This window comes from uncultured Mailhella sp. (genome assembly GCF_963931295.1).
Classification (GTDB): domain Bacteria; phylum Desulfobacterota; class Desulfovibrionia; order Desulfovibrionales; family Desulfovibrionaceae; genus Mailhella.
Genome location: NZ_OZ007001.1, coordinates 2013180 through 2039811, shown reverse-complemented (window position 1 = coordinate 2039811; position 26632 = coordinate 2013180). Strand labels below are relative to the sequence as shown.

The 26632-nt window shown below is 60.6% G+C and carries 23 protein-coding genes and 1 tRNA gene; 16 read left to right on the top strand and 8 right to left on the bottom strand.

Translation table 11 applies throughout. The annotated features are described in order from the left end of the window. Positions 1-23: 23 nt before the first annotated feature. The 6 genes from prmC to lepB all read right to left on the bottom strand — a co-directional run bounded on the left by prmC (position 24) and on the right by lepB (position 5507). Positions 24-878 carry a peptide chain release factor N(5)-glutamine methyltransferase gene (gene prmC / locus ABGT79_RS08530; RefSeq protein ID WP_346665825.1) on the bottom strand — a complete coding sequence of 285 codons (855 nt, stop codon included), beginning with the start codon at positions 876-878 and terminating at the stop codon, positions 24-26. 326 nt (positions 879-1204) lie between these two features. Continuing rightward, the gene (gene rnhA / locus ABGT79_RS08525; RefSeq protein WP_346665824.1) at positions 1205-1681 is read right to left on the bottom strand and encodes a ribonuclease HI; all 477 of its coding nucleotides are present in this window, start codon (positions 1679-1681) and stop codon (positions 1205-1207) included. Between the two features lie 3 nt (positions 1682-1684). Then, positions 1685-3787 carry a sulfatase-like hydrolase/transferase gene (locus tag ABGT79_RS08520; RefSeq protein ID WP_346665823.1) on the bottom strand — a complete coding sequence of 701 codons (2103 nt, stop codon included), beginning with the start codon at positions 3785-3787 and terminating at the stop codon, positions 1685-1687. A gap of 50 nt (positions 3788-3837) precedes the next feature. After that, positions 3838-4044 (bottom strand): dual CXXC motif small (seleno)protein, encoded by a 207-nt coding sequence (locus ABGT79_RS08515; protein ID WP_346665822.1) that lies wholly within the window; start codon positions 4042-4044, stop codon positions 3838-3840. Positions 4045-4112: 68 nt separating this feature from the next. Next, positions 4113-4718 (bottom strand): recombination mediator RecR, encoded by a 606-nt coding sequence (gene recR, locus ABGT79_RS08510; protein ID WP_346665821.1) that lies wholly within the window; start codon positions 4716-4718, stop codon positions 4113-4115. A gap of 174 nt (positions 4719-4892) precedes the next feature. Beyond that, positions 4893-5507: a signal peptidase I gene (gene lepB / locus ABGT79_RS08505; protein WP_346665820.1), complete on the bottom strand. Its 615-nt coding sequence runs from the start codon at positions 5505-5507 to the stop codon at positions 4893-4895. 234 nt (positions 5508-5741) lie between these two features. On the opposite strand from lepB, the gene argJ reads away from it, so the two are divergent. The 15 genes from argJ to ABGT79_RS08430 all read left to right on the top strand — a co-directional run bounded on the left by argJ (position 5742) and on the right by ABGT79_RS08430 (position 22850). After that, entirely contained in the window at positions 5742-6950 is a 1209-nt protein-coding gene (gene argJ / locus ABGT79_RS08500; protein WP_346665819.1) for a bifunctional glutamate N-acetyltransferase/amino-acid acetyltransferase ArgJ, read from the top strand. Between the two features lie 13 nt (positions 6951-6963). Next, positions 6964-7254: a DUF503 domain-containing protein gene (locus ABGT79_RS08495; protein WP_346665818.1), complete on the top strand. Its 291-nt coding sequence runs from the start codon at positions 6964-6966 to the stop codon at positions 7252-7254. Next, on the top strand, positions 7244-8245 hold the full coding sequence (locus tag ABGT79_RS08490; RefSeq protein WP_346665817.1) for a bifunctional oligoribonuclease/PAP phosphatase NrnA: 1002 nt from the start codon (positions 7244-7246) through the stop codon (positions 8243-8245). Before ABGT79_RS08495 ends, ABGT79_RS08490 begins: the two co-directional genes overlap by 11 nt. A 44-nt stretch (positions 8246-8289) precedes the next feature. Beyond that, positions 8290-9126, top strand: a complete 837-nt coding sequence (dapF, locus tag ABGT79_RS08485) for a diaminopimelate epimerase (protein ID WP_346665816.1) — start codon at positions 8290-8292, stop codon at positions 9124-9126. Positions 9127-9190: 64 nt separating this feature from the next. Then, complete coding sequence (gene dapA / locus ABGT79_RS08480; RefSeq protein WP_346665815.1) at positions 9191-10066, top strand: 4-hydroxy-tetrahydrodipicolinate synthase; 876 nt, start codon at positions 9191-9193, stop codon at positions 10064-10066. A gap of 343 nt (positions 10067-10409) precedes the next feature. Then, positions 10410-10772 (top strand): DVU0772 family protein, encoded by a 363-nt coding sequence (locus ABGT79_RS08475; RefSeq protein ID WP_346665814.1) that lies wholly within the window; start codon positions 10410-10412, stop codon positions 10770-10772. A 430-nt stretch (positions 10773-11202) separates the two neighbouring features. Further along, positions 11203-11287, top strand: a tRNA-Leu gene (locus tag ABGT79_RS08470). A 68-nt stretch (positions 11288-11355) separates the two neighbouring features. Then, a complete protein-coding gene (gene tig / locus ABGT79_RS08465) occupies positions 11356-12669 on the top strand; it encodes a trigger factor (protein WP_346665813.1) in 1314 nt (437 codons plus the stop codon). A 69-nt stretch (positions 12670-12738) separates the two neighbouring features. Next, positions 12739-13350, top strand: coding sequence for an ATP-dependent Clp endopeptidase proteolytic subunit ClpP (gene clpP, locus ABGT79_RS08460; RefSeq protein ID WP_346665812.1), 612 nt, complete (start codon positions 12739-12741; stop codon positions 13348-13350). Continuing rightward, positions 13347-14585, top strand: coding sequence for an ATP-dependent Clp protease ATP-binding subunit ClpX (clpX, locus tag ABGT79_RS08455; protein WP_294484930.1), 1239 nt, complete (start codon positions 13347-13349; stop codon positions 14583-14585). Before clpP ends, clpX begins: the two co-directional genes overlap by 4 nt. Positions 14586-14747: 162 nt before the next feature. Then, complete coding sequence (lon, locus tag ABGT79_RS08450; protein ID WP_346665811.1) at positions 14748-17183, top strand: endopeptidase La; 2436 nt, start codon at positions 14748-14750, stop codon at positions 17181-17183. 492 nt (positions 17184-17675) lie between these two features. Then, positions 17676-18848, top strand: a complete 1173-nt coding sequence (locus ABGT79_RS08445) for an FAD-dependent oxidoreductase (protein WP_346665810.1) — start codon at positions 17676-17678, stop codon at positions 18846-18848. Between the two features lie 2 nt (positions 18849-18850). Continuing rightward, positions 18851-20569, top strand: coding sequence for an FAD-binding protein (locus ABGT79_RS08440; RefSeq protein ID WP_346665809.1), 1719 nt, complete (start codon positions 18851-18853; stop codon positions 20567-20569). 55 nt (positions 20570-20624) lie between these two features. Beyond that, a complete protein-coding gene (locus ABGT79_RS08435; RefSeq protein WP_346665808.1) occupies positions 20625-22010 on the top strand; it encodes an SLC13 family permease in 1386 nt (461 codons plus the stop codon). An 87-nt stretch (positions 22011-22097) separates the two neighbouring features. Further along, positions 22098-22850, top strand: a complete 753-nt coding sequence (locus tag ABGT79_RS08430; protein WP_346665807.1) for a Crp/Fnr family transcriptional regulator — start codon at positions 22098-22100, stop codon at positions 22848-22850. Between the two features lie 227 nt (positions 22851-23077). Here the strand turns inward: ABGT79_RS08430 and ABGT79_RS08425 are convergent, their stop codons facing one another. Then, entirely contained in the window at positions 23078-25369 is a 2292-nt protein-coding gene (locus tag ABGT79_RS08425; protein ID WP_346665806.1) for a heavy metal translocating P-type ATPase, read from the bottom strand. Between the two features lie 351 nt (positions 25370-25720). After that, the gene (locus tag ABGT79_RS08420; RefSeq protein WP_346665805.1) at positions 25721-25936 is read right to left on the bottom strand and encodes a cation transporter; all 216 of its coding nucleotides are present in this window, start codon (positions 25934-25936) and stop codon (positions 25721-25723) included. Positions 25937-26083: 147 nt separating this feature from the next. Here ABGT79_RS08420 and ABGT79_RS08415 point away from each other — a divergent pair, with 147 nt between their 5' ends. Next, positions 26084-26473: a helix-turn-helix domain-containing protein gene (locus ABGT79_RS08415; RefSeq protein WP_346666659.1), complete on the top strand. Its 390-nt coding sequence runs from the start codon at positions 26084-26086 to the stop codon at positions 26471-26473. Positions 26474-26632 lie beyond the last annotated feature (159 nt).

Sequence of the window (26632 nt, the reverse complement as noted above, 5' to 3'; positions counted from 1 at the left end):
GCTTTCCCCGGGCAACCGGGGGTTTACGCGTACGAACGCCTCACCGCGAAAAGGAATCTGTCCTTTCCGGCGAGGTCGCGTCCCGTGCGCATATCCTTCCAGTACGCGTCCGGACACAACGCCCGGCACGCATCGCCCTGAAGGCATCCATGCTCCATGAGCAGCAGGCCGCCTTCCTTCAGCAGGGCGCGGGCCGCCGCTTCCACCGCGCGGGGATGTTCCAGCCCCGAAGGCCCGGGCACCAGCGCGGAGCGCGGCTCAAAATTCCTGACGCCGGGATCGAGTCCGGCGTATTCTTCTTCACTGATGTAGGGGGGATTGCTGACGACAAGATCAAAACTGCCGCAGGCAAAAGGCAGAGGCCTGGTGAAATCGGCCTCAATGAAGCTGACGGCGTCGGCTGCGCCGTTTGCTTCGGCGTTTCTTCGGGCCGTCTTCAGCGCGGCGGACGAAATATCCACGGCCGCGCCGCGCCATGTCGGCCTCTCCGCCGCCAGCGTCACGGCGATGCAGCCGCTGCCCGTGCCGAGGTCAAGAAAGCGCACGTCCTGCCGATCGCCGAAAAACTCCAGCGCAGCTTCCACAAGATGCTCCGTTTCGGGGCGGGGAATGAGGGTGCCTAAGTCCACAAAGAAATCGCGACCGTAAAATTCGCGACGGCCGATCAGATAAGCCGCAGGCTCTCCGGCCAGACGACGCGCCAGAAGCGCTTCAAGCTGACGCTCCGCGTCGGCCGGCACCTCTTCTTCGGAATGGGCCACAAGCGCCACCTTGTCTATGCCGAGCACATGACAAAGCAGAAGAGCGGCTACCGTTGCCGGAGCTTCCGTGCCGGCAAGGCGGGCCGTCGCGCGTATTTTCCATTCACGTCGGGTCATAACGGCACAAGTCTAACACAGGATGCCCGGCAGGACAAGACGAGAGCGCAACCCTCTTTTTTTCCACATTTCTTTTGGAGGAAAGCACGCGCAGAAACCCTGGCGAAACAGCCCGCGGCCGCTTCCGCTCCGAAGGCGGCGGGCGCAAAAAAGCCGCGGCGAACGTTTTTTCTGCGTCCGCCGCGACAAGCATGCATAAACGACGTTCCAGAGTGCGGCGCCAGTGCCTTCCGACGTGCTCCCCGCGCATCTGTGGGTCGCATGACCGTCATCAAAGGCGGTCGCCCGCAACGAAAGCGGCGCTCACCGCTTCCGCAGGTCAAACGCTAGTCGGAAAAGCCCACGTCCTCGGGCAGATCCTTCCGGGAAGCCTCCGTCCGGGCCAGTTCGTCGCAGCGCTCGTTTTCCGCGTGTCCAGCATGGCCCTTGAGCCAGTGAAAACGCACCTCGTGCCGGGAAAGGAGCTCGGGCATGCGCTTCCACAAATCCTGGTTCTTCACCGGCTTCTTGGCCGAAGTCAGCCAGTTGTTGCGCAGCCAGCCCGCCAGCCAGCGGTCCTTGATGGCCTTGGCCACGTACTGCGAATCGGTGTAGAGCTCGACCACGCAGGGCTCGCGAAGCGCGCCGAGCGCCTCCAGCACGGCCAGGATCTCCATGCGGTTGTTCGTGGTGCGGGCAAAGCCGCCGCTCATTTCGCGTCTGGCCGGGCCCTTCGAGCCCTCGCACGTCAGCACGGCGGCCCAGCCGCCCGGGCCGGGATTGCCGAGGCAGGAGCCGTCGGTGTGAATGGTCACGGTCTTCATGGCTTATTTTCCCGCGTCCTTTGCCGCGGCGCGCGCGGCCGCAATGCGATCCTTGCCGTTGTTGTGCAGGAGGTACTGCGACGTGTAGTAGAAATCCATGAGCTTCTGCCGCATGGAGGCCGCCCTTTCCGGCTCCTCGGCCCGCAGATCGCGGGCGTTGTTGTCGGGCGTGCGCTCGTCCAGACGGTACAGGGCGTCGCCCTTCGGACGTACGGCGTACACGTAGCCGTCTTCCAGCAGGTAGTGAACGCTGTCGGTGTCGCTGATGAAGGCCACGGCGTCGGCGTCGTTGGCGGGGTCGAAAAGATTGCGGCCCAGCGTGTTGGTGTAGAAGTCCAGACCAGCCAGCGCCGCCATGGAAGGCAGAACGTCCGGCTGAATGTGCGGAGCCGGATTCACGCCCGGCTTCACCTGACCGCCCGGCGCGTAGATGAGCAGCGGAATGTGCCACGCCTGAAGGTTGCACGCGCGCACGGCGGGAGTGATGTTGGTGGAATTGTTGTTCAGGCCGTGATCGCCCATGATGACGAACACGGTGTCGTTGAACCACGGCTGCTTCGAGGCCTTGTCGAAGAAGCGGCGCAGGGCGTGATCGGAAAGATGCAGGGAACGGAATTCCTCGGCGCTTTCGTAGCCGTACCAGGCCAGAGCCTCGGGCGAGGGATCGGGCGGAGACACGTAGCCTTCGTTGTCGTCGGGAATGGTGTAGGGCCGGTGAAACGAGGCCGACTGAATCACGGAAATGAAGGGCTTGTCGCTGCCGGAGAGCACGTCCACGGCTTCGCGGAACATGGCGATGTCGGACACGCCCCACACGTCGGTGTTGGGGGCTTCCCAGGCCGATTCCTCCAGAAGGTGCAGGTCTTCCACGTTGTGCTGAAGCATGCCGCGGATGTTGGCCCAGTTGGCGTTTCCGCCTATCATGTAATACTTCTCGTAGCCCGCGAATTCATTGAACACCGAAGACTGATCCACCAGCTTGGGATTGCGCGACGTGGTGCCGCCGGAATGGTTCACGTCCGGCACGCCGCTGATGGTGGTGAACACGGCGCGGGCCGTGGTGCGGGTGGGCGAATAGAAATTGGGGTAATAGAGGCTCTTCGGGGCCAGTTCCCTGAGAAACGGCGTGGGATCAATATCCGGGCCGAGGGAAGCGGGCATGGAAGGCGCGAGGGACGTGCGCTCCCAGCACAGGGATTCCATGATGAGAATCACGATGTTCGGGCGCTTTTCCATGGCCCTGCCGGGGAAATGCCGCACGTAGGTGAGCGGCTCCGCGCCTTCGGGAACGCGCAGGTACGCGGCCATGCGGGGCCAGGCCTCGCGGGTGGCCTCGATGTTCGGCGGAAGCGCCTTGCCGTAGTTGCGGGTGTCGTAAAGGTTCTGGATGGGGTTCACGGCCAGAATGGCGATGTTCTTGTCCGAACTGAAATAGGCGTTGCTCCAGCGCAGGGGGAAGAAGTTGGAGCTGATCTGTCCGTAGCCCACGATGAAGAGCATGACCAGCGAGGCCGTGGTGATGAAGGCGCGCCACTTGCGGGTGCAGCCTTCCCCGCCCATTTTCGGACGGATGGGGAACGCCGCGTGGGAGCGCAGAAAACGCGCAAACAGCCACACGTAAAGCGCTTCCGCCACGGCGAAGGCCGCAACGATGAGCGGCACGGGATAGCTCTGCCACACCATGCGCACGGATTCCGAGGGGTCTTCCAGAAAGACCTTCGCGCCCATGTCGATGTGCTGATGCAGATAGAAGAAGAAGCCGAAGTCGAACACATAGACGAGCATGGCTCCGGCGGCCATCAGGCCGGTGACGAGGCAGAGCGCCTTCCGCGCAAACGACGCGCCCTCGCGCGAGACGGCGCGTTCAAGGCGCGGCCAGAGCAGACAGAAGGCCAGAGGCAGCGCCATGAACACCGCCATGCGCGCGTCGAACTTGAGGCCTATGTAAAGGGCGTGGAGAATGTGCCCGCGTTCGGTGATGTCGGGCAGAAGAAAGTAGAGAAGCGCCAGTCGGGCGGCAAAGAACAGCGCCGTGTTGACAAAAACGAACAGCGCGATGTCCACAAGCGGCTGGAAGGCCGCAAATGAAGAACGGCGAGAGCTCATAGTTGCTCCTTGGGCGGAAGGCCGCCGGAGGGGCGTCTCCCGCAGAGAGGCTACACGCGGTCGGCGTACAGCCGTTCGAGGAATTCTTCCATCACTTCGTCCATCTGACTGATGAACTGCTTGAGCGGAAAGGTGCGTCGGCAGGCGGAACACTGCATGTACGCCTCATGACAGGTGCGGCGGATGTCCAGCGGCTTTCCGCAGTCGGGGCAGGTCAGCGTGGTTCTCGCCTCGCGGGGAGCAAAATAAAAGGCCATGCTATCTCCATGACGTTGACATTCGGGTGAGGCCGGGAAGCGCCCGGCAAACGCGCGGCGTGCGGCCGCTACAGAGCCTGACGGTAGCGCAGCGACTGGCGCAGCGTTTCCCTGTCCATGTATTTGACTTCGGCGCCCAGCGGAATGCCCTGGGCAAGCCGCGTGACGCGCACTTCGGGAAAGCGCGCGCTCACCTGTTCCTTCACGAAGGTGGCCGTGGCTTCGGCTTCGGCCGTGGCTCCGAGGGCGAGGATGAGCTCCTTCACCCGGCCTTCGGCAAGGCGGGCGCGCAGACGATCCATTTCCAGTGTCTCCGCGGGGCTGTGATCGAGCGGCGCAAGAAGGCCGCCGAGAATCATGTAATAGCCCTTGTAGAAATTGCCCTCTTCCATGGTGAGCATGCTGTCCCACTCGGCCACAAGGCAGAGCTGGGTTTCGTCGCGCTCGGGATCGGCGCAGATGGGGCACGGATCGGAATCGGAAAGGCCGCCGCAGCGGCTGCACAGATGAAGCGTGTCGCGCAGCTCGTACACGCTTTTGCCCAGTCGGCGCACTTCGGCTTCGGGCCACTTGAGCAGAGTCATGGCGGCGCGCATGGCAGACTTGGGCCCGAGCCCGGGCAGGCGGGCGAGCTGGTCCACGAGATTTTTCAGAGGTTCGGGAATTCGCTGCACGAAAGCATCCTTCCGAAGGTTGACATTGTACGACCGGCAACGGGCACGCGGCAGCCTGCGCGGCCGACGCGCCGGAGCGTTCAGGGGCGCAGGGCCCTGTTCAGAAAAAACAACGGCTCTCCCGAAGCGGCGCGTTCCGGGAGAGTCGCCCCGAAGGAGAAATGGTTCGGACCGCTATTCGACAAGATGGCCGAGACGGCCAAGGCGCGGCGTATGGGTGTCGCCGTCCCACGACCAGTAAATGCGCCAGGCCTTGCCGTGAATGTAGGAGCGCGGCACGCAGCCCCAGGCGCGGGAATCCTCGGAATTGTCGCGGTTGTCGCCCATGACGAAGTAGGAATCCGGGGGCACGGTCACGGGACCGATGTTGTCGAGTCTGCCGATCACGTTGGGGTAGAGCTGCTGAATGTAGTCTTCCTTCACGGGCTCGCCGTTGCGGTAGAACTGTTTGTTGCGCATTTCAATGACGTCGCCGGGAAGTCCCACCACGCGCTTGATGTAGTCGGTGCTGGGATCGCGGGGATACTTGAACACGATGATGTCGCCTATCTGCGGATCCTCGCCGCGGAACAGGTATTTGTCGGTAAAGGGAATCTTCACGCCGTACACGAACTTGTTGACCAGAACGTAGTCGCCGATCTGCACGGTCTGCAGCATGGAACCGGAAGGAATGGTGTACGCCTGAAGAAAAAAGGTTCGGATGACAAGAGCCAGCACCACTGCCGTCAGCAGCGCTTCGCCGTAGTCGCGAAACATGGAACTGCCTTTCTTTCCAGAGTTTTCAGACATGGGTGTCACAAGGGCGCAAGGCCGGGTTGAAGGTCTGGGGGCGTTCGCAAAGAACGAGCGGAGATTAGCACGGCGGGAAAGCTCGCGCAAGAAGGCTCTTTCTCCTTTTTACCCCCCCTGATTTTCACTGTCTTTTCCACTGGTAATCTCCCTTCCGGGCCTTGCGCTGCTTGCGCCTGCCGGGCAAGTGTGGCAGATTGGAAAGGCATTTTCCAAAGGAACGGAGAACTTTCCATGATCCAGATACCTCAGGGCTTCCGCCTCGCCGCGGCCAACGCCGATTTCCGGGGCAAGCATCTCGACCGCAATGATCTTTCCCTCGCCTTCAGCGACGTGCCCGCCACCGCCGCAGGCGTGTTCACCACCAATCTTTTCCGGGCCGCCCCCGTGCTCGTTTCTCAGGAAAACATCAAGCATTCCGATGAAAAGGGCGTGCGCGGCGTGCTCTTCAACTCCGGCCAGGCCAACGCCTGCACCGGCGAACAGGGGCGGGAAAACTGCCTGCGCACCCTCGCCATGGTGAGCGCCGCCCTGCGCGAAGCGGGCGAAAACGTTTCCGCCGACGAGCTGCTTCCCGCCTCCACCGGCGTGATCGGCGCACAGATGCTCATGGACAAATGGGCCGCCGCCGTTCCCGCCCTCGTGGCCTCGCTCGGCAAGGTGGACATCGAGGGCCTCGCCCGCGCCATGATGACCACCGACGCCTATCCCAAGATGTCCGGACGCGAGCTTTCCCTTTCCGGCGGCACGGTGCGTCTCGCCGGCGTGGCCAAGGGCGCGGGCATGATCTGCCCGAACATGGCCACCATGCTCTCCCTCGTGATGTGCGACGCTTCCGTGGATCCCGCCGTCTGGCGCGCCATGTTCCGCCGCGCCGCGGACGCCACCTTCAACCGCGTGAGCGTCGACGGCGACACCTCCACCAACGATTCTCTCTACGGCCTGGCCAACGGCGCTTCCGGCGTGACCGTGACCGAAGAAGAACTGCCGCTTCTGGAAAGCGCCCTCACCGAAGTGCTCGGCGAACTTGCCTACATGCTCGTGAAGGACGGCGAAGGAGCCACCAAGGTCATGCACATTCATGTGACCGGCGCCGCCTGCGACGCGGACGCCGAAAAGGTGGCCCGCACCGTGGGTCATTCCCAGCTCGTGAAGACGGCCATGTTCGGACGCGATCCCAACTGGGGCCGCATCGTGGCCGCAGCCGGCCGCGCAGGCGTGGATTTCGATCCCATGGCGCTGCGCGTCACGCTGTGCGGCGTGGAGCTCTTCCGCAACGGACGCCCCACCGATCTGGACTTCGACGCACTGCTCGAAGAACCGCTCAAGAAGGTTGATCTGCCGCTCGACATCGTGCTCGGCGACGGTAAGGGCGAAGCCCGTCTGCTCGCCTCCGACCTTTCCCACGGCTACGTTTCCCTCAACTCCGACTATCGCTCCTGACAAGGCGCACGGCATGGTCATAGGCGTTCTCACCGTGGAATACGCTCTGCACGGCAACGACTCCCTCAAGGGCAAGCGCCGTGTGGCGAACAGCCTCAAGCAGAAGGTGCGCAACACCTTCAACGTGGCCGTCGCCGAAGCCGGAACCGAAGAATCGCTGGTCAGGCTCCGGCTTCAGGTCGTATCGGTAAGCAACAGCGAAAGGCACATGCAGTCGCGCATGGACAAGTGCCTGCTCATGATGGAAGCCGTGTGCGAAGAAGAAATGGTCTACAGCGACCTTGAGTTTTTCTATGACGACTGAAACCACTCCCGTTCCCGAAGAAGTGCTTTCCGCTCTCCGGAAGCACAAGCGCGTGCTCATCGCCGCGCATGCGCATCCCGACCCCGACGCCATGGGCTCAAGCCTTGCCATGGCCTGGGCGCTGCGCGCCATCGGTCTGGAAGCTCTCGTGTTCAACGAAGACGGCATGGCTCCCTGCCTGAAGTTCCTCACCCTGCCCGGCCCGGTGCTCTCCAGCCTGGACAAGCTGCCCTGCGAGCCCGACCTCGTGGTCTGCCTCGACTGCGGCGACAGGGCCAGACTCGGCGAGACCATCCAGCCCCTGCTCGACCGCGTGCCCACCGTGAACATCGACCATCACCTGGCCAATCCGCGCTTCGGCACCGAAGCCAACTGGGTGGATCCCGGCATGGCCGCCACGGGCGAAATGGTGGCCTACATCGCCAAGGCGCTGCGCGTGACGCTGAACGGCGCCATCGCCGAAGCGCTGTACGTGGCCATTTCCGCCGACACCGGCAACTTCAGCTACGGCAACACCACGCCCGGAGCCCTGCGCCTTGTGGCCGAAATGGCGGAACAGGGCCTCAAGCTCTCGCATCTGCGCGAGTGCATGGAAAACAACTGGACCGAAGCCCGCCTGCGCCTGTGGGGGCGCGCCATGCAGAACGCGCGCATTCTCGAAGACGGTCGTCTTGCCGCGGCGCTCATCACGCTTGAGGATCTGCGCGAATGCAACGCCAGCCGCGAAGACTCGGAAGGCATTGTGGAGCAGCTGCGCCGCCTCTCCGGCGTGCGCGTGGCCCTCATGCTGCGCGAAGAGGAAAAGAACGGCAAGGTGGAGTCAAAGGCCAGCCTCCGCTCCTCGGGCAAGGACAACGTGCGGGACGTGGCTGCCCAGTTCGGCGGCGGCGGTCACCGCAACGCCGCCGGAGCCACGCTTCCGCTCACGGCGGAAAAGGCGCTCACCGTCATGCAACCCTATATCCGATTCGTGTGGAACCGGCTTCAGTAAAAAACTCTCCGGACCGCACGCGCGGCCCTTTCCGGACAACTGCCATGAAAGACATACGCTTCCATAAAATGCACGGCTGCGGCAACGACTTCATTTTCATCGACAACAGAGAAGCGGGCGTGAGCGTGCCGCAGATGGCCTCGTGGGCCGTCATTCTGTGCAACCGCAAGACGGGCATAGGCGCAGACGGCCTGCTCTTCCTCGACAATACCCCCGCAGACCGCGAAGGCGACTTCATCTGGCACTTCTACAACGCCGACGGCTCCCGCGCCGAAATGTGCGGCAACGCCTCGCGCTGCGCCTCGTGGCTGGCCGTGGATCTCGGTCTTGCGGGCCGCAAGCAGTGCTTCGGCACCGACGCCGGCCTCATCCACGCCGAGGTTGACGTGGAAAACCGCCGCGCCCGCGTGGAACTCACCCATCCCGAAGGCATGGTGCTGCACACTCCCCTCGAAGCCGACGGCAAGACCTGGGACGTCAATTTCGTGAACACCGGTGTGCCGCACGCCGTCATCGTGTGCGAAGACTGCGACAAGATCGATGTGGACCGCCTCGGCCGCATCTTCCGCTATCATGAACACTTCGCGCCCAAGGGCACCAATGTGAACTTCATCACCGTCACCGGCAGGGACGCCATTCACGTGCGCACCTACGAACGCGGCGTGGAAGGCGAAACTCTGGCCTGCGGCACCGGCGCGGCGGCCTCCACTTGTATCGCTCATGCACTTGGGTTGACGGACGCCTGCGTCAATGTCACTACTTCAGGTAAGGAGCTCTTGGGCATTGAACTTGCGGGAGATTCGATCTTTCTGTCCGGCGCCGTGGCCCGCGTCTTCACGGGCGTCCTTGATCCCAGCATGTTCAGCCTGTTGAAATTCTGACCGTCCGGGGCCCAGTCGTCTGGAAATCTTTCTTCATCCAAATTTATCCCGCTCGGAGAAAAACATGTTTCACGGTACGATAACTGCTCTGCTTACCCCGTTCAAGAATGGCACCATCGACGAAGAGGCCTACCGCGCCCACATTGAATGGCAGATTGAACAGGGCGTGAACGGCGTGGTGCCCTGCGGCACCACCGGCGAATCCGCCACCATGACCCATGCCGAACATGAATCCGCCATCCGCATCTGCGTGGATCAGGTAAAGGGCCGCGTGCCGGTCATCGCCGGCGCAGGCTCCAATAATACGGTAGAAGCCATCAGCCTCACCCGCTTCGCCAAAAAGGCCGGCGCCGACGCCGCCCTGCTCATCTCCCCCTACTACAACAAGCCCACGCAGGAGGGCATCTTCCAGCACTTCAAGGCCATCAACGACGAAGTCGCCCTGCCCATGTTCGTGTACAACGTGCCCGGCCGCACCGGCTCCAACGTGCTGCCCGCCACCCAGGCCCGCATGGCCCGCGAACTTGAGCACGTCATCGGCTGCAAGGAAGCCACCGCCAACCTGGTGCAGATATCCAACATCCTCGAACAGTGCCCGGCCGACTACATCCTGCTCTCCGGCGACGACTTCACCGTGCTGCCCACCTACGCCGTGGGCGGCAAGGGCGTCATTTCCGTGACGGCCAACGTGCTGCCCGACATGATGTCCGCCCTCACTGCGGCCTGCGAACGCGGCGACTACGAAGAAGCCCGCCGCCTGCACTACAAGCTCGAACCCATGAACCGCGCCATGTTTGCCGAAAGCAATCCCATTCCCTGCAAGACGGCGCTCGCCCTCATGGGCCGCATGCAGCCCGACGTGCGCCTGCCGCTGTGCAGCGCCAGCGAAAAGACCGTCGCGCTTCTGCGCGAAACGCTCGCCTCCTACGGCAGAATCTAAGCCTTCGGCTTCGGCCTGAACGCATAAGCGCCTTCCTCTTCCGGGGAAGGCGTTTTTTTTTGCGTCGCAGCCGGCCCCTTGCAAAAAGCGCAGGAGAGTTCCCGTCACTGCGGCGCAAAGTTCTCGCTAAGTCCGCACGACACTTCTCCCTCAATTTTCATTCAATACTTTGAATCTGATGGTTATTTTTATAAATTGAAATGAATGTTAAAAATAATTTCTTTTCTTATTAGGAATTATTCTTGACAAGGATTGAGATCGTGTTCATATTGCTTTCAACAACAATGCTTCGGATGGGCGATTCCGCCGCCGATCCGAGTTTTCTCCCCGTAAGGAGTTGACCATGCAGTACAATACCCCCGATCAGCTCAAGGCCTTCAGCAGCCTCCCCATAGAATGGAATCTTGACCCCGCCGACGCCGTCACCCTCTACCTCGAATGGGGAAACAACGACTGGAGAGCCGAGCATCCTCCGGTGCGTTCCAAGGACGACTTCGCCCACTACTTCGTGCTCGACAACTGGACCGATCATCCGACGCTGCGCCTTGTCATGCGCAACTCCGAAGCCACGGAAGACCTCTGGGTGTACCCTCTTCCCAAGGAGCTCGAAAACAACTTCCGTCAGGAATTCGGCACGCTGAAGGGCGTGTTCATGCCCTCTCCTCCCATGAAGAAGTGGCTGCAGGACAAGCTTTACGCCGCATGAGGACAAAGGCCCTGCCCTGCGCGGGGCCTTTCTTTCACAGGCGTCCCGGCGCGGCAGGCCGGAGCGCTCCCGAAGGCGCAGGATTCTTTCCGCTTCTCCTTACATCCCGCCTTTCGGCCTTTCGCTCCGTTCCGCCGCGCCGCGCAACTTCGCCCGGCGCGGCGCTTCCGCACGCCGCGAAAGAGGCGTCCCTGACGCCGGTCTCTCTCCGGCGCAGGACGACAGCGACTTCTCCCGCGCTTCGAGCCCGCTGAAACCTCCTCCCGCTGCTCAGAAAAGAGCCTCCGCAAGACGGAGCCGAAGGGCTCCCCCCATCGCCTCTCCGACGCGCAAAAACGCCGCGCCGCAGGGCCCGGACGGGCGCTCTTCCTCTTGCCTACGGCGCAAAGCTGTGTTAAATTCATCGCCTTGCAGTATATGGCTCTTTCGTGCGAGAGTGGCGAAACTGGCATACGCACTGGATTTAGGATCCAGCGGAGCAATCCTTGAGAGTTCAAGCCTCTCCTCTCGCACCAGCCTTTTGCGCCATTTCCTCCGCCGGCATGCAAGTTTCGGCGGATCATTCATAAGGAGTTTTACCGATATGGCTCACAGCATCGAAGTCGTTTCCCCCGTCTCCCGCAAGATCAGCGTGACCGTCCCCGCCGAGGAAGTCAACGCCGCGCTTTCCGCCGCCGCCCGCGAAGTGGGCGCTTCCGTCACGCTGCCCGGATTCCGCAAGGGCAAGGCTCCCGCTTCCGTCATTGAAAAGCGCTTTGCCGGAGAAGTGATTTCCCGTGCCACCGAAACCCTGGTGGAACGCCGCGTGGCCGACATTCTGAAGGAAGAAGACCTCAAGCCCATGTCCCGCCTCGACTACGAAGGCGGCCAGATCACCCGCGGTCAGGATCTCTCCTTCTCCTTCACCTTTGAAACCCTGCCCGACGACGTCAAGCTGCCCGAAGACCTTTCCGCCCTCACCGTGGAAATGGACTCCTCCGAAGCCACCGAAGAGGAAGTGGCCGCCTTCACCAAGCGCCTGCTGAAGAGCACCGCCACCCTTGAGGAAGTGAAGGAAGCCCGCCTGCCCGAAAACGGCGACATCGTCACCATCGACGTGGACGGCGACGTGGACGGCAAGGCCGTGCCCGGCATGAAGGTGGAGAACTACAGCATTCAGCTCTCCGAACCCCAGGACGGCAAGGAACTCTCCGAGCTCGACAAGATCATCCGCGGTCTGCACGCGGGCGAGGAAGGCACCGGCTCCATGGTCTGCCCCGAAGACCACATCGACGAAACCCTGCGCGGCAAGACCGTGAACCTACGCGTGAAGCTCAACAAGATCAGCCGTGAAATCCTCCCCGAACTCGACGAGGACTACGCCAAGAAGATCGGCTTCCCGGATCTCGACTCCCTGAAGAAGATGATTGCCGACCAGGCCAATCACAACAAGCTCACCTCCTCCCGCGCCGAAGCCGAACGCAAGCTCATGAGCAGCGTGCTCGAAGGCCAGACCTTCGCCCTGCCCGAAGCCGTGGTGAAGGCTCAGCAGGAAGAGTATGAAAACGAAGTGCGCGAGTACCTCAGCCAGCAGGGACTCGACAACGCCGCCATCGACGAAAGCATCAAGAACATGGGCGAAGACAGCCGCAAGCAGGCCAAAGAACGCGCCCGCGTGCAGGTGTTCCTCACCGCTCTCGCCCGCCGCGAAAAGATTGAAGTGTCCGCCCAGGAAGTGGACATGCAGATCATGCAGATGGCCCGCCAGTACAATCAGGACTTCCACAAGCTGCGTGAAGCCCTGTATCAGAACGGCGCCGTCAATGAAATTCAGGACCGCATGGTGAACACCAAGGCCATGAACCTCATGTTCGACAAGGCCCAGAAGGTGTCGCCCGCCGAAGCCAAGGCCGAATAACGAATCAGGAACACGGAACGATTCCCCGGCCCCCCAGGCTGGGGAATTCCTTTCTTAAGGAGTCCAGACGTGACTATACCCTTTGTTATCGAATCCACCGGACGCGGAGAACGTTCCTACGACATCTACTCCCGTCTGCTCAAGGACCGCATCGTGCTTTTGTGCGACGAGGTCAACGATGCCACGGCGTCTCTCATCTGCGCCCAGCTTCTCTTTCTGGAATCGCAGGATCCCGAAAAGGAAATCAGCCTGTACATCAACAGCCCCGGAGGGTCGGTCACGGCGGGCATGGCCATCTACGACACCATGCAGTTCATCGCTCCGCCCGTGGCCACCATGTGCATCGGCCAGGCCGCCAGCATGGGCGCGTTCCTGCTGGCCGGCGGCGCCAGGGGCATGCGCTACAGCCTGCCCAACAGCCGCATCATGATCCATCAGCCTTCCGCCGGCGTGCAGGGCCAGATCACCGACATGGACATCCATGTGCGAGAAGGCCTCCGTCTCAAGAAGAATCTGAACCGCATCCTGGCCGAGAACACCGGCAACAGCCTCTCCCGCGTGGCCGCCGCCACCGAGCGCGACAACTTCATGTCCGCCGAAGAGGCCCTCAAGTTCGGTCTTATCGACCGCATCCTCAGCTCCCGTCACGACGTGGCGGCCCTTGCAGGAAAACAGTCATGAGCGACGAAGAAAAGGAACTGCACTGCTCCTTCTGCGGCAAGAGCAACACTCAGGCGCGCCACTTCGTGGTGCAGGGCGACGTGTGCATCTGTGATTCGTGCGTGGCCGCCTGCGCGCAGATCATGGCCGAACAGGACGCCGCCGAAGGCGCTTCCGCTCCCGCGCCCGGCGAACTGCTCACCCCGCAGCAGATAAAGGCCCGTCTCGACGATTACGTCATCGGTCAGGAACGCGCGAAGAAAATCCTTTCCGTGGCCGTCCACAACCACTACAAGCGCGTGTTCCACACCGGCGCCATCGAAGGCGTGGAACTCGAAAAAAGCAACATTCTGCTGCTCGGCCCCTCGGGCAGCGGCAAAACCCTGCTCGCCCGCACCCTCGCGCGCATCCTCAAGGTTCCCTTCGCCATTGCCGACGCCACTACTCTCACCGAAGCCGGCTACGTGGGCGAAGATGTGGAAAACATCCTCGTTCAGCTTCTGCAGAACGCCGACTACGACCTTGACGCCGCCTGCAAGGGCATTATCTATATCGACGAAATCGACAAGATTTCCCGCAAGGCCGACGGCCCGTCCATCACCCGCGACGTTTCGGGCGAAGGCGTGCAGCAGGCTCTTTTGAAAATCATCGAAGGCACCGTGGCCAACATTCCGCCCAAGGGCGGGCGCAAGCACCCGCAGCAGGAGTTCATCCGCATGGATACGTCGAACATCCTGTTCATCATGGGCGGCGCGTTCATCGGACTGGAAAAGCTGGTGGAATCGCGTTCGCGCGGCACCAGCATGGGCTTCGGGGCGCACATCGAAAAGAAGACCGAACACCGCATTGGCGAGCTGCTCGACAGAGTGCTGCCCTCCGATCTCGTGCAGTTCGGGCTCATTCCCGAATTCATCGGCCGAATCCCGGTCATCACCCACGTGGAAGAGCTCGACGTGAACGATCTTCTCCGCATCATGACCGAACCGAAGAACGCGCTGGTCAAGCAGTACCAGAAGCTCTTCGAGCTCGACGGCGTGAAGCTGCGCTTTGAAGACGAGGCCCTGCGCGCCGTGGCCGAAAAGGCGCTCCAGAACAAGACCGGCGCCCGCGGCCTTCGCAACGTGCTGGAAAACGTGATGCTCGACATCATGTACGAACTCCCCACCCTCAAGGACGTCACCGAATGCGTCATCACCCGCGGCGTCATCGAGGGGACGGACAAACCCGTGCTGAAGCGCTCCGCCGAAGACCGGTAACGGTCGCTGCGGGGCATTTCAACCGAAGCGCGCCGGCCCTGCCGCCGACGCGTCACGGAATAAAAACACTTTCCCGGGGATCGCTCCCGGTCCCAGGTTTTGCGTTCCTGTCCGAACTTCCGGGCGGGAACGCAATTCCGTCACGGGAATATCGAGGTTCCTATGGCTGAACAGACTCCGCTGGAATTGCCCATCATCACTTTGCGTGAAGTGGTGATGTTCCCTCACGCCGTCATGACGTTCCATGTCGGGCGTTCGGCGTCGGTAAGCGCCATCAACAGCGCCGTCACCGAATACGACAAACAGATATTTCTGGTCGCGCAGACCAGTTCCTCCATCGAGCGGCCCGGCCCTGAAGACCTGTTTCAAATGGGCGTGGTCAGCCGCGTGCTGCGCGCCGACCGGCTTCAGGACAACACCATCAAGCTCGTGTGCGAAGGACTGTACCGCGCTTCGTGGCTGCCGCTGAACGCGAGCTCAGCCTTCGGCGACCGGGCGTTCCCGCGCCTGCGCACCGTGCGCGTGGAAGAAACCCTCGCGAAGGACGAAGAACTGCCCGCCGTGGTGGAGGCCCTGCAGGAATCCCTTTCGGAAGCCTGCCGTCAGAACCGCCGCATCACGCCCGAGCAGCTCGCGGCCTTTGCGCTCATCGAAGATCCGGGCACGCTGGCCGACGCCGTGGCTCCCTGCCTCAAGGTGGACTACCTGCACAAGCAGGCCATTCTGGAAATGCTGGATCAGGGGCAGCGCCTGCGTCAGGTCTATGAATATCTCGGCGGAGAACTCATTTCCTCCAGCATAGACAAGACCATCAAGAGCCGCGTCAAGGCTCAGATGGAGCAGAATCAGAAGGAATACTATCTCACCGAGCAGCTCAAGGCCATCAACAAGGAGCTCGGTCACGACGACATTCAGGCCGAAATTCTCGAACTTGAGGAAAAGCTCAAGGTCAAGAACATGCCCGAAGACGCGAGGGAACGCGCCCTGCGCGAAGTGCGCAAGCTCCGTCAGATGCCGCCCGCCTCTTCGGAATACGTGGTGGCCAGAAACTACGTGGACTGGATCATCGACCTGCCCTGGAACGAGCTCAAGAAGATAGACATCGATCTCGACAAGGCCCGCGCCGTGCTCGACGGCGGTCACTACGGTCTGGAAAAGGCCAAGACCCGCATTCTGGAATACCTCGCCGTGCAGAAGCTCTCCGGCGGTCTCAAGGGCCCCATTCTCTGCCTCGTGGGGCCTCCCGGCGTGGGCAAGACCTCGCTTGCCAAGTCCATTGCCGAGGCCACGGGCCGCGAGTTCGTGCGCATCTCCCTGGGCGGCGTGCGCGACGAGGCCGAAATCCGCGGTCATCGCCGCACCTACATCGGCGCGCTGCCCGGCAAGATCATCATGGCGCTGAAAAGGGCCAAGTCCAACAATCCGCTCTTCTGCCTCGACGAAATCGACAAGATGACCGTGGACTTCCGCGGCGATCCGGCTTCCGCGCTCCTCGAAGTGCTGGACCCCGAACAGAACTGCGCGTTCAACGATCACTATCTCGACATGGACTACGACCTCTCGCAGGTGTTCTTCATCACCACGGCGAACTCCATGCAGAGCATCCCCGCGCCGCTTCTCGACCGCATGGAAGTGCTGGAACTCTCCAGCTACCTTGAGGGCGAAAAAATGCACATCGCTCGGGAGTTCCTGCTGCCCAGGCAGTGGAAGCTGCACGGCCTCAAGCCGGAGAACATGAATCTCTCCGACGAGGCGCTGCTTGAGATCATCCGCTCCTACACGCGCGAATCCGGCGTGCGCAATCTGGAACGTCAGGTGGCCGCGCTCTGCCGCAAGACGGCCATCCGCCTTGTGGACGCCGGAGACACCTCCCTGTGCGTGAACATCGAGAGCAAGGATCTTGAGGACTTCCTCGGCGTGAAGAAGTACCGCTACGACGAGAAGGAAAATCATCCGCAGCCCGGCGTGGTGGCCGGACTCGCCTACACCGGCGCAGGCGGCGACATTCTGTACATCGAAACCGTCATCATGCCCGGCAACGGCAAGATTCAGGTCACGGGCAAGCTCGGCGACGTGATGAAGGAATCGGCCCAGGCGGCCTTCTCCTACATCCGGTCGCGCTCCAGCCAGCTCGGCCTGCGGCCCGACTTCTACAAGGATGTGGACATTCACGTTCACGTGCCCGAAGGCGCGGTGCCCAAGGACGGCCCCTCGGCGGGCATCACGCTGGCCACGGCCATCGCCTCCGCGCTGCTCGGCATTCCCGTGCGCGACGACGTGTGCATGACCGGCGAAATCACACTGCGCGGCCGCGTGCTCGCCATCGGCGGCCTGCGCGAGAAGCTGCTCGCCGCCAGCCGCTCCGGTATGAAAACCGTGCTCGTGCCCGCGGACAACGAAAAGGATCTCAAGGAAGTGCCCGAAGAAATCCTCAAGGCGCTCGACATCCATTTCGTGCGCGACGCCGACGAAGTGCTGCCTCTCGCCCTCATGGCCTCCAGGGAGGAAATCTTCTCCGGCGAAGCCTCGCAGGCCCTGACCCATTCCCTGCGGGCTCCCCGCAGCCTGAGCCGGGACCTCGGCGGCGCCGTGCTGTAGCGCCTTTACGCATTCTCTGGAACCATCACTGAAAAAGCCCGGTCTGACATCCCGACCGGGCTTTTTTCGGTCAATGCTAATAACAATATTCACAAGACTCTAAAAACCGAACGACTTTTCCCAAAAACAACCGACAATTTTTCTCCTGACTCATCTTTTTTGTCATCAAAATATTGAGAGCTCTTCCCGAGGCACTTCAGCCATCCATCAAAAAAGAAAATTTTATCAATTCAAACCAGCCCTCTCTCTGTTTTCGCCACTCTTTTGATGCGGATTCATTGCTCCATTTTTATATTTTTATAATAGAAACAAATAATTATAAAAACTATTCTCTCAAAACACGTCGCCGGAATGAAAAACTTCACCAGCAAAGAAAAAATAAAGCAAAAAATTAGCTGAGACTACCCAGGTATTTTTTTCTTTGGGTTACTTTATTCACAACCCCAATGCATCAGCCGCTATGGGCTGCCTTCACCTTTATAAGGAGGTCTTATGTTACGCTCCATCGATCAGGAAAAATGCATCGGATGCGGTTCCTGTTTTAAAACCTGCTCCTTTGATGTGTATCGCCTGAATACCCATCAGGAAAAAATCTCCCCCTGCAGTGCAGCCTGCCCTGCCGGGGTCGATGTGCGCAGCTACATGCATCTGCTTCAGCAGGGGCGCCATGCCGACGCGGCCGATGAACTGCTGCAGTATAATCCCTTCCCCCTGTTCACCTGCCGCGTGTGTCCGCACTTCTGCGAAAAAACCTGCACACGGAAAAAAATCGACGCCCCCGTCAATATTCCGGCCATCGAAGATTATCTCGGCCGCTGGATTCTCGACCATGATCCCGTACTGCCCGACATCAGCCGTGCAGGCACCATCGCCGTCATCGGTTCCGGGGCAGCCGGTATTGCCGCCGCCTACTTCATGCGTCGGCGCGGATACTCCGTCGTCGTCTATGAAAAGGATGAAAAGCCGGGCGGACAGTTCCGCAATAGCCTCAATGCCGAGCTTATCGACTCCCAGATCGCCTGGTTTGAACGCTGCGGCATCACCTTCAAGACCGGCACGCCCGTAGGCGACAACGAAGCCGTGACCGTACGCGGCCTGCTCAAGAATCACACAAAGGCCGTGATCATCGCCACCGGCAGGAACACCGCCGAGCAGTTTGCTTCCGTTGCAGACATCATCGACGGAAAAATCGATGTTGATCCCGCCACGCTCATCTCCAGAACCAACGGCGTATTCGCCGCCGGCCCCGTGCGCGGAGCCTCCCATGATCCCGCTCATGAAATCGCCGACGCGCGCGAAGCCGCCTTCTCCGCCAACCGCTTTGTGGACGGCTGGGACATGCTCGAATCCCGCCCGACCGGAAAGCGACCCGTGGCCGTCATGCCGACGGAAAAAATGTTCCAGTACTCTCAGGAACTGCCTATCGGCAACCTGCCGGCTACCCCCCGCAACGAAGCCCCCGAAGACGGTATTTTCAACTATGAGACCATGATTCTCGAAGCCAATCGCTGCGTCACCTGCGGCGCCAAGGCCGAAGCCGCCTATAAAAACGACTGCATGACCTGCTACTTCTGCGAAATTGCCTGTCCTGTCGGTGCCATTCTCATCGACCCCTTCAAGGAACGGCTGCCCCGTACCATCGAATTTGAACGCGAAGGAGTATAAAGATGAAAAAGACGAACATAGATCATCATATCAAGGCAGACGTTCTCATCATCGGCGGAGGCTTTTCCGGTCTCTGGGCGGCCATCAGCGCCCGTGAGCATGTGGAAAACGTAGTTATCGTCGACAAGGGCCCCGCGGACTGGGGCGGACTCGGCACGGCTTCCGGCGGCGACTTCCAGTGCGTGCAGGACACCACCGTTGAAGCGGCTCTGGACGATGTCGTCTATTACTACGACGGTCTTTGCGATCAGCCGCTGGTCAAACACATTCTCGAACAGTCCTACGAGAGATTCCAGCACTACGAACGTCTGGGCGTCAAGTTCGCCCGAGATGAAAACGGCAAGCTGCTCGCCATCCCCCAGCGCAACCTCAAGCACATGAAAATGCTGCTCATCCGTCCCTACGGCACGGGTGGTCCCAGCATGCGCGACGCGCTTGTGCGCGAGGCCAATCGCCTCGGCGTACGTCGCATCTGTCGCGTGGCCGTCACCGACATTTTCAAAGACGACTCCGGCGAAGTGGCCGGTGCCGCCGGTTTCCACACCCAGAGTGGCGAAACATTCGTGTTTGAAGCGCCCTCCGTGGTGCTCGCCACGGGCGGCGGCGGATGGCGCCCCTCATACATCACCATGTCCAATTCCACCGGCGAAGGCGGATGGCTGGCGTACAAGGCGGGTGCGGAACTGTCGCACAACGAATTCATGAACATCTGGATACAGCCCGTCGTCTTTTCCTGGGAAGGACAGACCGGCCTGCTGCCGCTGGGCGCCCGCCTGGTGAACAAGGACGGAGAAGACTTCATGAAGAAGTACTACTCCGAGAAGCTGGGCCCCAACACCGACACGACCTACAACTCACGCGGCATGGCCTTTGAAGCCAGAGCGGGCAGGACTCCCATCTTCTTCGACACCACGCCCATGACCAAGGAAAACGCCAAGCTGATGGAGCCGGTTCGCGGATGGGCAAAGATAAACTACGACCGTCTTGTGCAAGATTACGGCATGAAGTTCTTCGACGGCAAGACGCGCTGGATGCCGCAGATCATGTGGCACAGCGGCGGCCCCGTCACCGATCTCAACTATGAGACCACCATTCCCGGCATGTTTGCGGCCTGCCGCTGCAAAGGCTTCGACCCCGGTGTGTACATGGGCGGCTGGGCGCTCTGCACCACTGCCGTCACCGGTTACATTGCCGGCGCCAACGCGGCCCGCAAGGCACTGGACAAGAAGCCTTCCGCGCTGAACATGACGCAGGCCGACGAAGCTCTCAAGGCCGCCATGGCCCCCATCGGACGCAAGGGCATCGACACCAAGGACATCATCCGCGAATCCCAGGAAATCGTATATCCCGCCGATGTCTGCCTCATCAAAAGCGACTCCAGCCTCAAAAACGCCCTCAAGCGTGTGGAATACGCCAAGGACCTCGCCGGACGCATGATGGCCAAGGATCCCCGGGATCTCTGCAAATACTATGAAGCCACCACCATGCTCATGCGCTCCGAACTGTTTGTCCGCGCATCCCTGCTGCGCACGGAATCCCGTGCCGGTCACTACCGCGAAGACTATCCCGAGCGCAACAACGGAGAATGGCTTGCCTGGCTGTACGCCCACCTCGGCAAGGACGGGGAACCCGTATTCTCCAAGGTTCGTGTTCCCGTAGAGGACTATCCCGTGCAGCCCTACCGCTACTACATGGATAATTTCACCTTCCCCAAGAAGTAACCGGGGCGTTAAGGGGCGGGGCTTCGCTCCGCCCCTTCTCTCCAGGAGAACAATGATGCAGAAAAAACTTCTCAGCTTCCTCGGTATTGTTCTTCTCTCCTTCATCCTGTATCTGCTCCCCACCCCTGAAGGGCTCACTCCCCACGGTCATTCCGCCATCATTTTCATGCTTGCCGCGGTGCTCTTCTGGGTAACGGGCGTTCTTCCCATCGCCTTTGCCGCCATTCTTTTCACGGTGCTTCCGGCCGTCTTCCATATTGCTCCCCTGCCGAAGATGATGGCCAATTTTGCAACGCCCACGGTGTTCTTCGTCTTTGCGATGTTCGTCGTGTCCATCGCCTTTCAGAACTCGGGCTTCAGTCGCCGCATCGTCCTGTGGGCAAGCGTGAAATCTCATGGAAAACCGGAAAAGCTTCTGCTCTATCTCATGATGGCGGGCGGCCTTCTCTCCTCCATTCTCGCCGATATTCCCGTCATGGCCATGCTTCTTCCCGTTGCGCTCGTCATTCTCCAGAACAACGACTGCGTACAGCACAAAAGCTCCTTCGGACGCGCCATGATGATAGGTCTGCCTTTTGCCTGCCTCATCGGCGGCGTCGGCACTCCCGCTGGCTCTTCCATGAACGCCATGACCATAGGCCTGCTCAAGGATACCGCCGGCGTCAACATTTCCTTTCTGGAATGGGCCTGTGTTGGCATGCCCATGGTTCTTATTCTCACGCCTATCGCCTGGTTTTTCACCATCAAGGTATACCCGCCGGAAATGAACAGCCTGATAGGCATGGAAGACATGAAGCAGGAATATGAGGAGCTTGGCAAACTTCAGGCCAAGGAATGGAAATTTCTCCTTATTCTCCTCATTAATATGATCCTGTGGATGACGGACAAAGTTCACAACATTCCGCTTCCCGTCGTCTGCGTGCTCGGCGCAACGCTGTTCCTGATTCCCGGCGTGGGGCTCATCGACTGGGCCAGCGACGGCCATAAAATAGGATGGGAAGTTCTTATGGTCGTCGGTTCCGCCAATTCTCTCGGCGTGCTGCTCTGGGATCAGGGAGCCGCATCCTGGATAGCAGCGAACTGCCTGGGCGGCATTGCCGACATGCCGCTGTGGATGATGATTGCCGTCATCTCCGCCTTCACCGTGCTTGTGCATCTCATCATTCCCGTGAACACCGCCATTGTGGCCGTCATGCTTCCCGCGCTCGTGGCGCTTGCCGGATCTCTGGGCGCCAATGCCGCCATTCTGGCCATGCCCATGGCCTTCAGCGTATCGGCAGCCCTGCTGCTTCCTCTCGATCCCGTTTCCCTGGTTTCCTACAACTCCGGCTACTATAAAATGGGAGACATGTTCAAACCCGGTATTTTCATTTCCATAGCCTGGGTCATCATCATGCCTCTCATTATGCTGATCATTGCCAGGCCCCTCGGACTCATGTAACTTTCTGACATATACAGCATTTTTCCGGCCTTTTCTGTTCATTCAGGAAAGGTCGGTTTCAAACTTTTCTGCTCACGGAATCTCCCCATGTTCTTATCCGAGCTGCTTTTCGACACGTCTGCAACAGAAGCCTATACTGCACGGACATTTCCTGAATACGCTTCTGCATGTCCGCCTCTGCACTCCATGCCGGGAGTCATATGCAATACAAGCAATATATGGGAACATATTCTTGATCTTGCATCTATGATGCTGCTCAAAAAAGGCGATATCATTTATCCTGATGTTGATGCCATTGCTCCTATCATCTATCTGAAAAAAGGTAAAATATGTATCAATCAGCTCAATGAAGAAGGAAAGGTATTTACACCTCATTTCATATTCTCGGGAGCACTCATATATGACGCCTTCTTTATCACAGAAGGACAATTCAAGACGATGCCAATCAAGGCTCTAGAAGATTCAGAGTTATACATTTTTCCACAAAATATTACCTTTGAAGATCTTCTAAATATCAATCCACAGCTTATAAAAAATCTTATCTATTCTCAGGCAGTAAAAGACCTGTGTTATTCAAAAATGTCATGCATAAACATGTATACAAAACCGTTAAACAGGGTATGCTTATTCATATATGAAATGTATAAAATCCATCAAAAGAAAACAATCCATCCGTATATCACCCAAACAGAACTTGCATTGCTGCTCAACATGCATAAGGTTACCATGTCAAACATCATAACACAGCTCAAGGAAAAATCTATTTTACAATGTTTTACAAAAACAGAACTTATTATTCTCGATCTTGAAAAACTGCACGCCCTTGCCCTGCACGAATAGCGGTCCCGGCTTTTCCAGCAGCCTTTGACGCTTCGGCCTTCAGGCACCGCCTCGGGCCCGGGACAGAGCCTATGCTCCCCTGCCATAGGCATTCGCCCTCAGCATGACCGGTCATGTTCAGCCCGTCCGGCACCATGTCCCGGCACCTTGGCTACTGACAGAAGCCGAAAAAAAACGTCCCGGAAGCACAAGCGCCGCCGGGACGTTCATTTACCGTTCAGCCGCAATCAGCGGAAGGTTCTCAAACGCAGGGCGTTGAGCACCACGGACACGGAAGAAAGCGACATGGCCGCGCCCGCCAGCATGGGCGACATGGCCGGGCCCCCGAACAGGAGCAGCACGCCCGCCGCCACCGGCACGAGCAGCACGTTGTAGGCAAAGGCCCAGAACAGGCTCAGGCGGATGTTGGAGAGCGTGGCGCGCCCGAGGCCGAGCGCCGTCTTCACGCCGGGCAGGCCGCGCAGAAGCACCACGTCTCCGGCCTCCATGGCCACGTCGATGCCCGAGCCCATGGCCATGCCCACGTCCGCGCGGGCCAGCGCAGGCGCGTCGTTGATGCCGTCGCCCACCATGCCCACGCGTCTGCCTTCTGACTGGAGCCGGGCCACCACCTTTTCCTTGCCGTCGGGCAGCACGCCCGCCACCACGTCGTCGATGCCCGCCCGCGAAGCCACGGCCCGCGCTGTGCGTTCGTTGTCGCCGCTCAGCATCATGACGCGGCAGCCCATGGCGCGCAGATCGCGGATCACGCCGGGCGTTTCCTCGCGCAGCGGATCGGCCACCCCGAGCACGGAGACAAGCGCGCCGTCCCGGGCCAGCAGAAGCGGCGTCTGGCCGTCGTCGGCCAGCGAAACCACAAGGGCCTTCTGTTCGGAGGAAAGCGTCACGCCGTGATCGGCAAGCAGGCGCTCGTTGCCGAGCAGAAGCTCATGTCCCTCGACGCGGCCGGTCACGCCGGCGCCGCCCACGGCGCAAAAGTCCTCCACGGTCGAGGTCGAAAGGCCGCGCTTTTCCGCTTCCCCGAGCACGGCTCTCGCCAGCGGATGCTCGGAACCGGCTTCCAGCGCCGCGGCCAGCGCCAGCGCCTCGTTTTCGTCCATGCCTTCGGCGTGCAGGCTGACCAGGCGGGGACTGCCTTCCGTCAGCGTGCCCGTCTTGTCGAACACGATGGTGTCGAGATGGCCGGACGCTTCCAGCGCGGTGCCGTTCTTCATGAGCACGCCGAGCTGCGCGCCTCGTCCCGTGGCCACCATAATGGACATGGGCGTGGCAAGACCGAGCGCGCAGGGGCAGGCCACCACAAGCACGGCCACGAACACGCGCAGCGCGTCGCCGAAGGGCAGATTGCCGAAGAACAGCCAGGCGAGCGCCGCCGCCGTGGCCACGCCCATGACCGCGGGCACGAAATACAGACTGATGCGGTCGGCCAGTCCCGCAATGGGAGCCTTGGACCCCTGCGCCTCGCGCACCAGATGAATGATGCGGGCAAGGGCCGTGTCCGACCCCACGCGGCGGGCCTCCATGACGAAAGCTCCGCTGATGTTCAGGGTGCCGGCGTTGACTTCGTCGCCTTCCGCCACGTCCACGGGCATGGATTCGCCCGTCAGGCTCGACATGTCGAGCGACGACGCGCCCGACGCCACCACGCCGTCCACGGGAATGCGCGAGCCGGGCTTGATGAGCAGCCTGTCGCCGGGCATGACCGCCCGCACGGGAATTTCCTTCACGCCGCCGTCGGGCAGCATGCGCTCCACCTGTTCGGGCGTAAGCTCCATGAGGCCGCGGATGGCCTCCGAAGTTCTGGTGCGGGAAACGGCTTCCAGATACTTGCCCAGAGAAATCAGGGCGATGAGCATGCCTGCGGATTCGTAGTACAGGCCCATGACGGCCTGATGCGCCTCCTCGGGCGAGGCGGCCGCGGCGATTTCCAGCGTACTCCACAGGCTGTAGAGCAGCGCCGCGCCCGTGCCCATGGCCACGAGGGAATCCATGTTGGGCGCGCCGCGCAGAAGCAGCGGAATGCCGTGACGGTAAAAATCGCGGCCCGACCAGATGATGGGCAGCGCAAGCAGAAGCTGGAACAGGGCAAAGATCAGCGGGCTGTCGTGGGGAGAAAGCCACGACGGCAGCGGCATGCCCCAGTGACTGCCCATGGCCACCGCCACGAGCGGCACGGCAAAAATGAATTCCGTGACGAGATGACGGCGGCGCACGGCAAGGTCGGCTCTGGTCTTTTCCTGCTCGCTTTCCCACAAGTCGTGTTCGTCCACGTCCGGAGGAAGATAGGACGCCTTGAAACCGAGCTTGTCCACCCTGTCCGTGACTTCCTGAATAAAGGCGTCCAGACCGTTGTCCAGCGCGCCTTCCGCGGGACGCACCTGGGCGGTGCCGTCGGCAAGACTCACCGTGGCGCTGTCTATGTCCTTCATCTTGCAGAGCGCCTTCTGCGAGCGGGCGGAACAGGCGCCGCAGGCCATGCCGTCGATGCGGAACCTGAGTATCTCGGGATTGTTGTTCATGGAGCACTTCTCACTTAATGACGGTTGCGCTTTTGCAGCGCCGAAGGCGCGAAAACGATTCGGCGGACCGGAGAGCACCGACTCGCCGCAAAAAATGTGCCTGCGTCCGCCTTCCGTGCGCGGCAAAAACGACGCCGAGGCGCGAAGGCCGCAGGTTCAGGTTCAAACGGGCGTTCAAAAACGCAGGGAGGCAGGTGGCCGATACAGCTTCCCGCGCCGAAGATTTTCGGAGCCGGTCGCCGCAGGGAAAGGGCGACCGGCCCCGACGATGACTTGCGCGTTCAGGCTGACGTTTTCTTCCGGCTCAGGCCGAAAGCCGCGCAAAACATAACTTCCGCCGGAAGAGCCGCGTTACGCCTGGCGGATCTGCCTGACTTCAAAGCCGAGGTCGTCCACGGCGTTCCTGAGCGCGTCGTCGGACACGGAATCGGCGGCTTCCACCGTGGCGGTCTTGGCTTCAAGTTCCACCTTCACGTCGCTGACGCCGGAAATGCCGCGCAGAGCCTTTTCCACGTTGGAGGTGCAGTGACCGCAGCGCATGCCTTCAATGCAAATGACTTTCTTCATGGCGAATCTCCTTTTTCCTTTCGGATCGCCGCAGCGCGTCGCCGCGGCTTCGTTTGACTTACGTTTCTTGTATAGCTATGAATATTTTATAAGCAAGAACGTACTTTTTCGGTATATAGTATCCTGGAGGATACCGCTATGACGGCAATGAACACCTGCTGCTGCGCCCGGCCCGCGCCGACGGCCGACGGAGAACGCCACTGCCCTGTGGAAGCCACGCTCGGCATGATAGGCGGCAAGTACAAAACTCTCATTCTCTGGAAGCTGATTTCTTCCGGGCCCATGCGCTTTTCCGAGCTGCGCCGCGCCGTGCCCGCGGCCACGCCGAAAATGCTGACCCAGCAGCTCAGGGAACTCGAAGGCGACGGTCTCGTGCACCGGGAAATCTTTCCCGTCATTCCGCCGCGCGTGGAATACTCCCTCACCGAATTCGGGCGGAGCATACGTCCCGTGCTGGAATCCATGTACGAATGGGGCAGCCGCTGCCTCGAACGCAAGGGCCTTTGCGCCAACTGCTCCATGGAACCCCTGCCCTGACGCCTTTCCCCGGAGGGTCTGCCGCGCTTTCTCTTCCGACGCTTCATCTGAAAAACGCGCACGCCTTTCGCCGCTTCGGAAAAATCTGCGGACGCCTCGCGAGGCTGCGCGGCAATCCCATTGCCGTGTCCGCCTTCTTCGGCTAGAATGACGCGCATT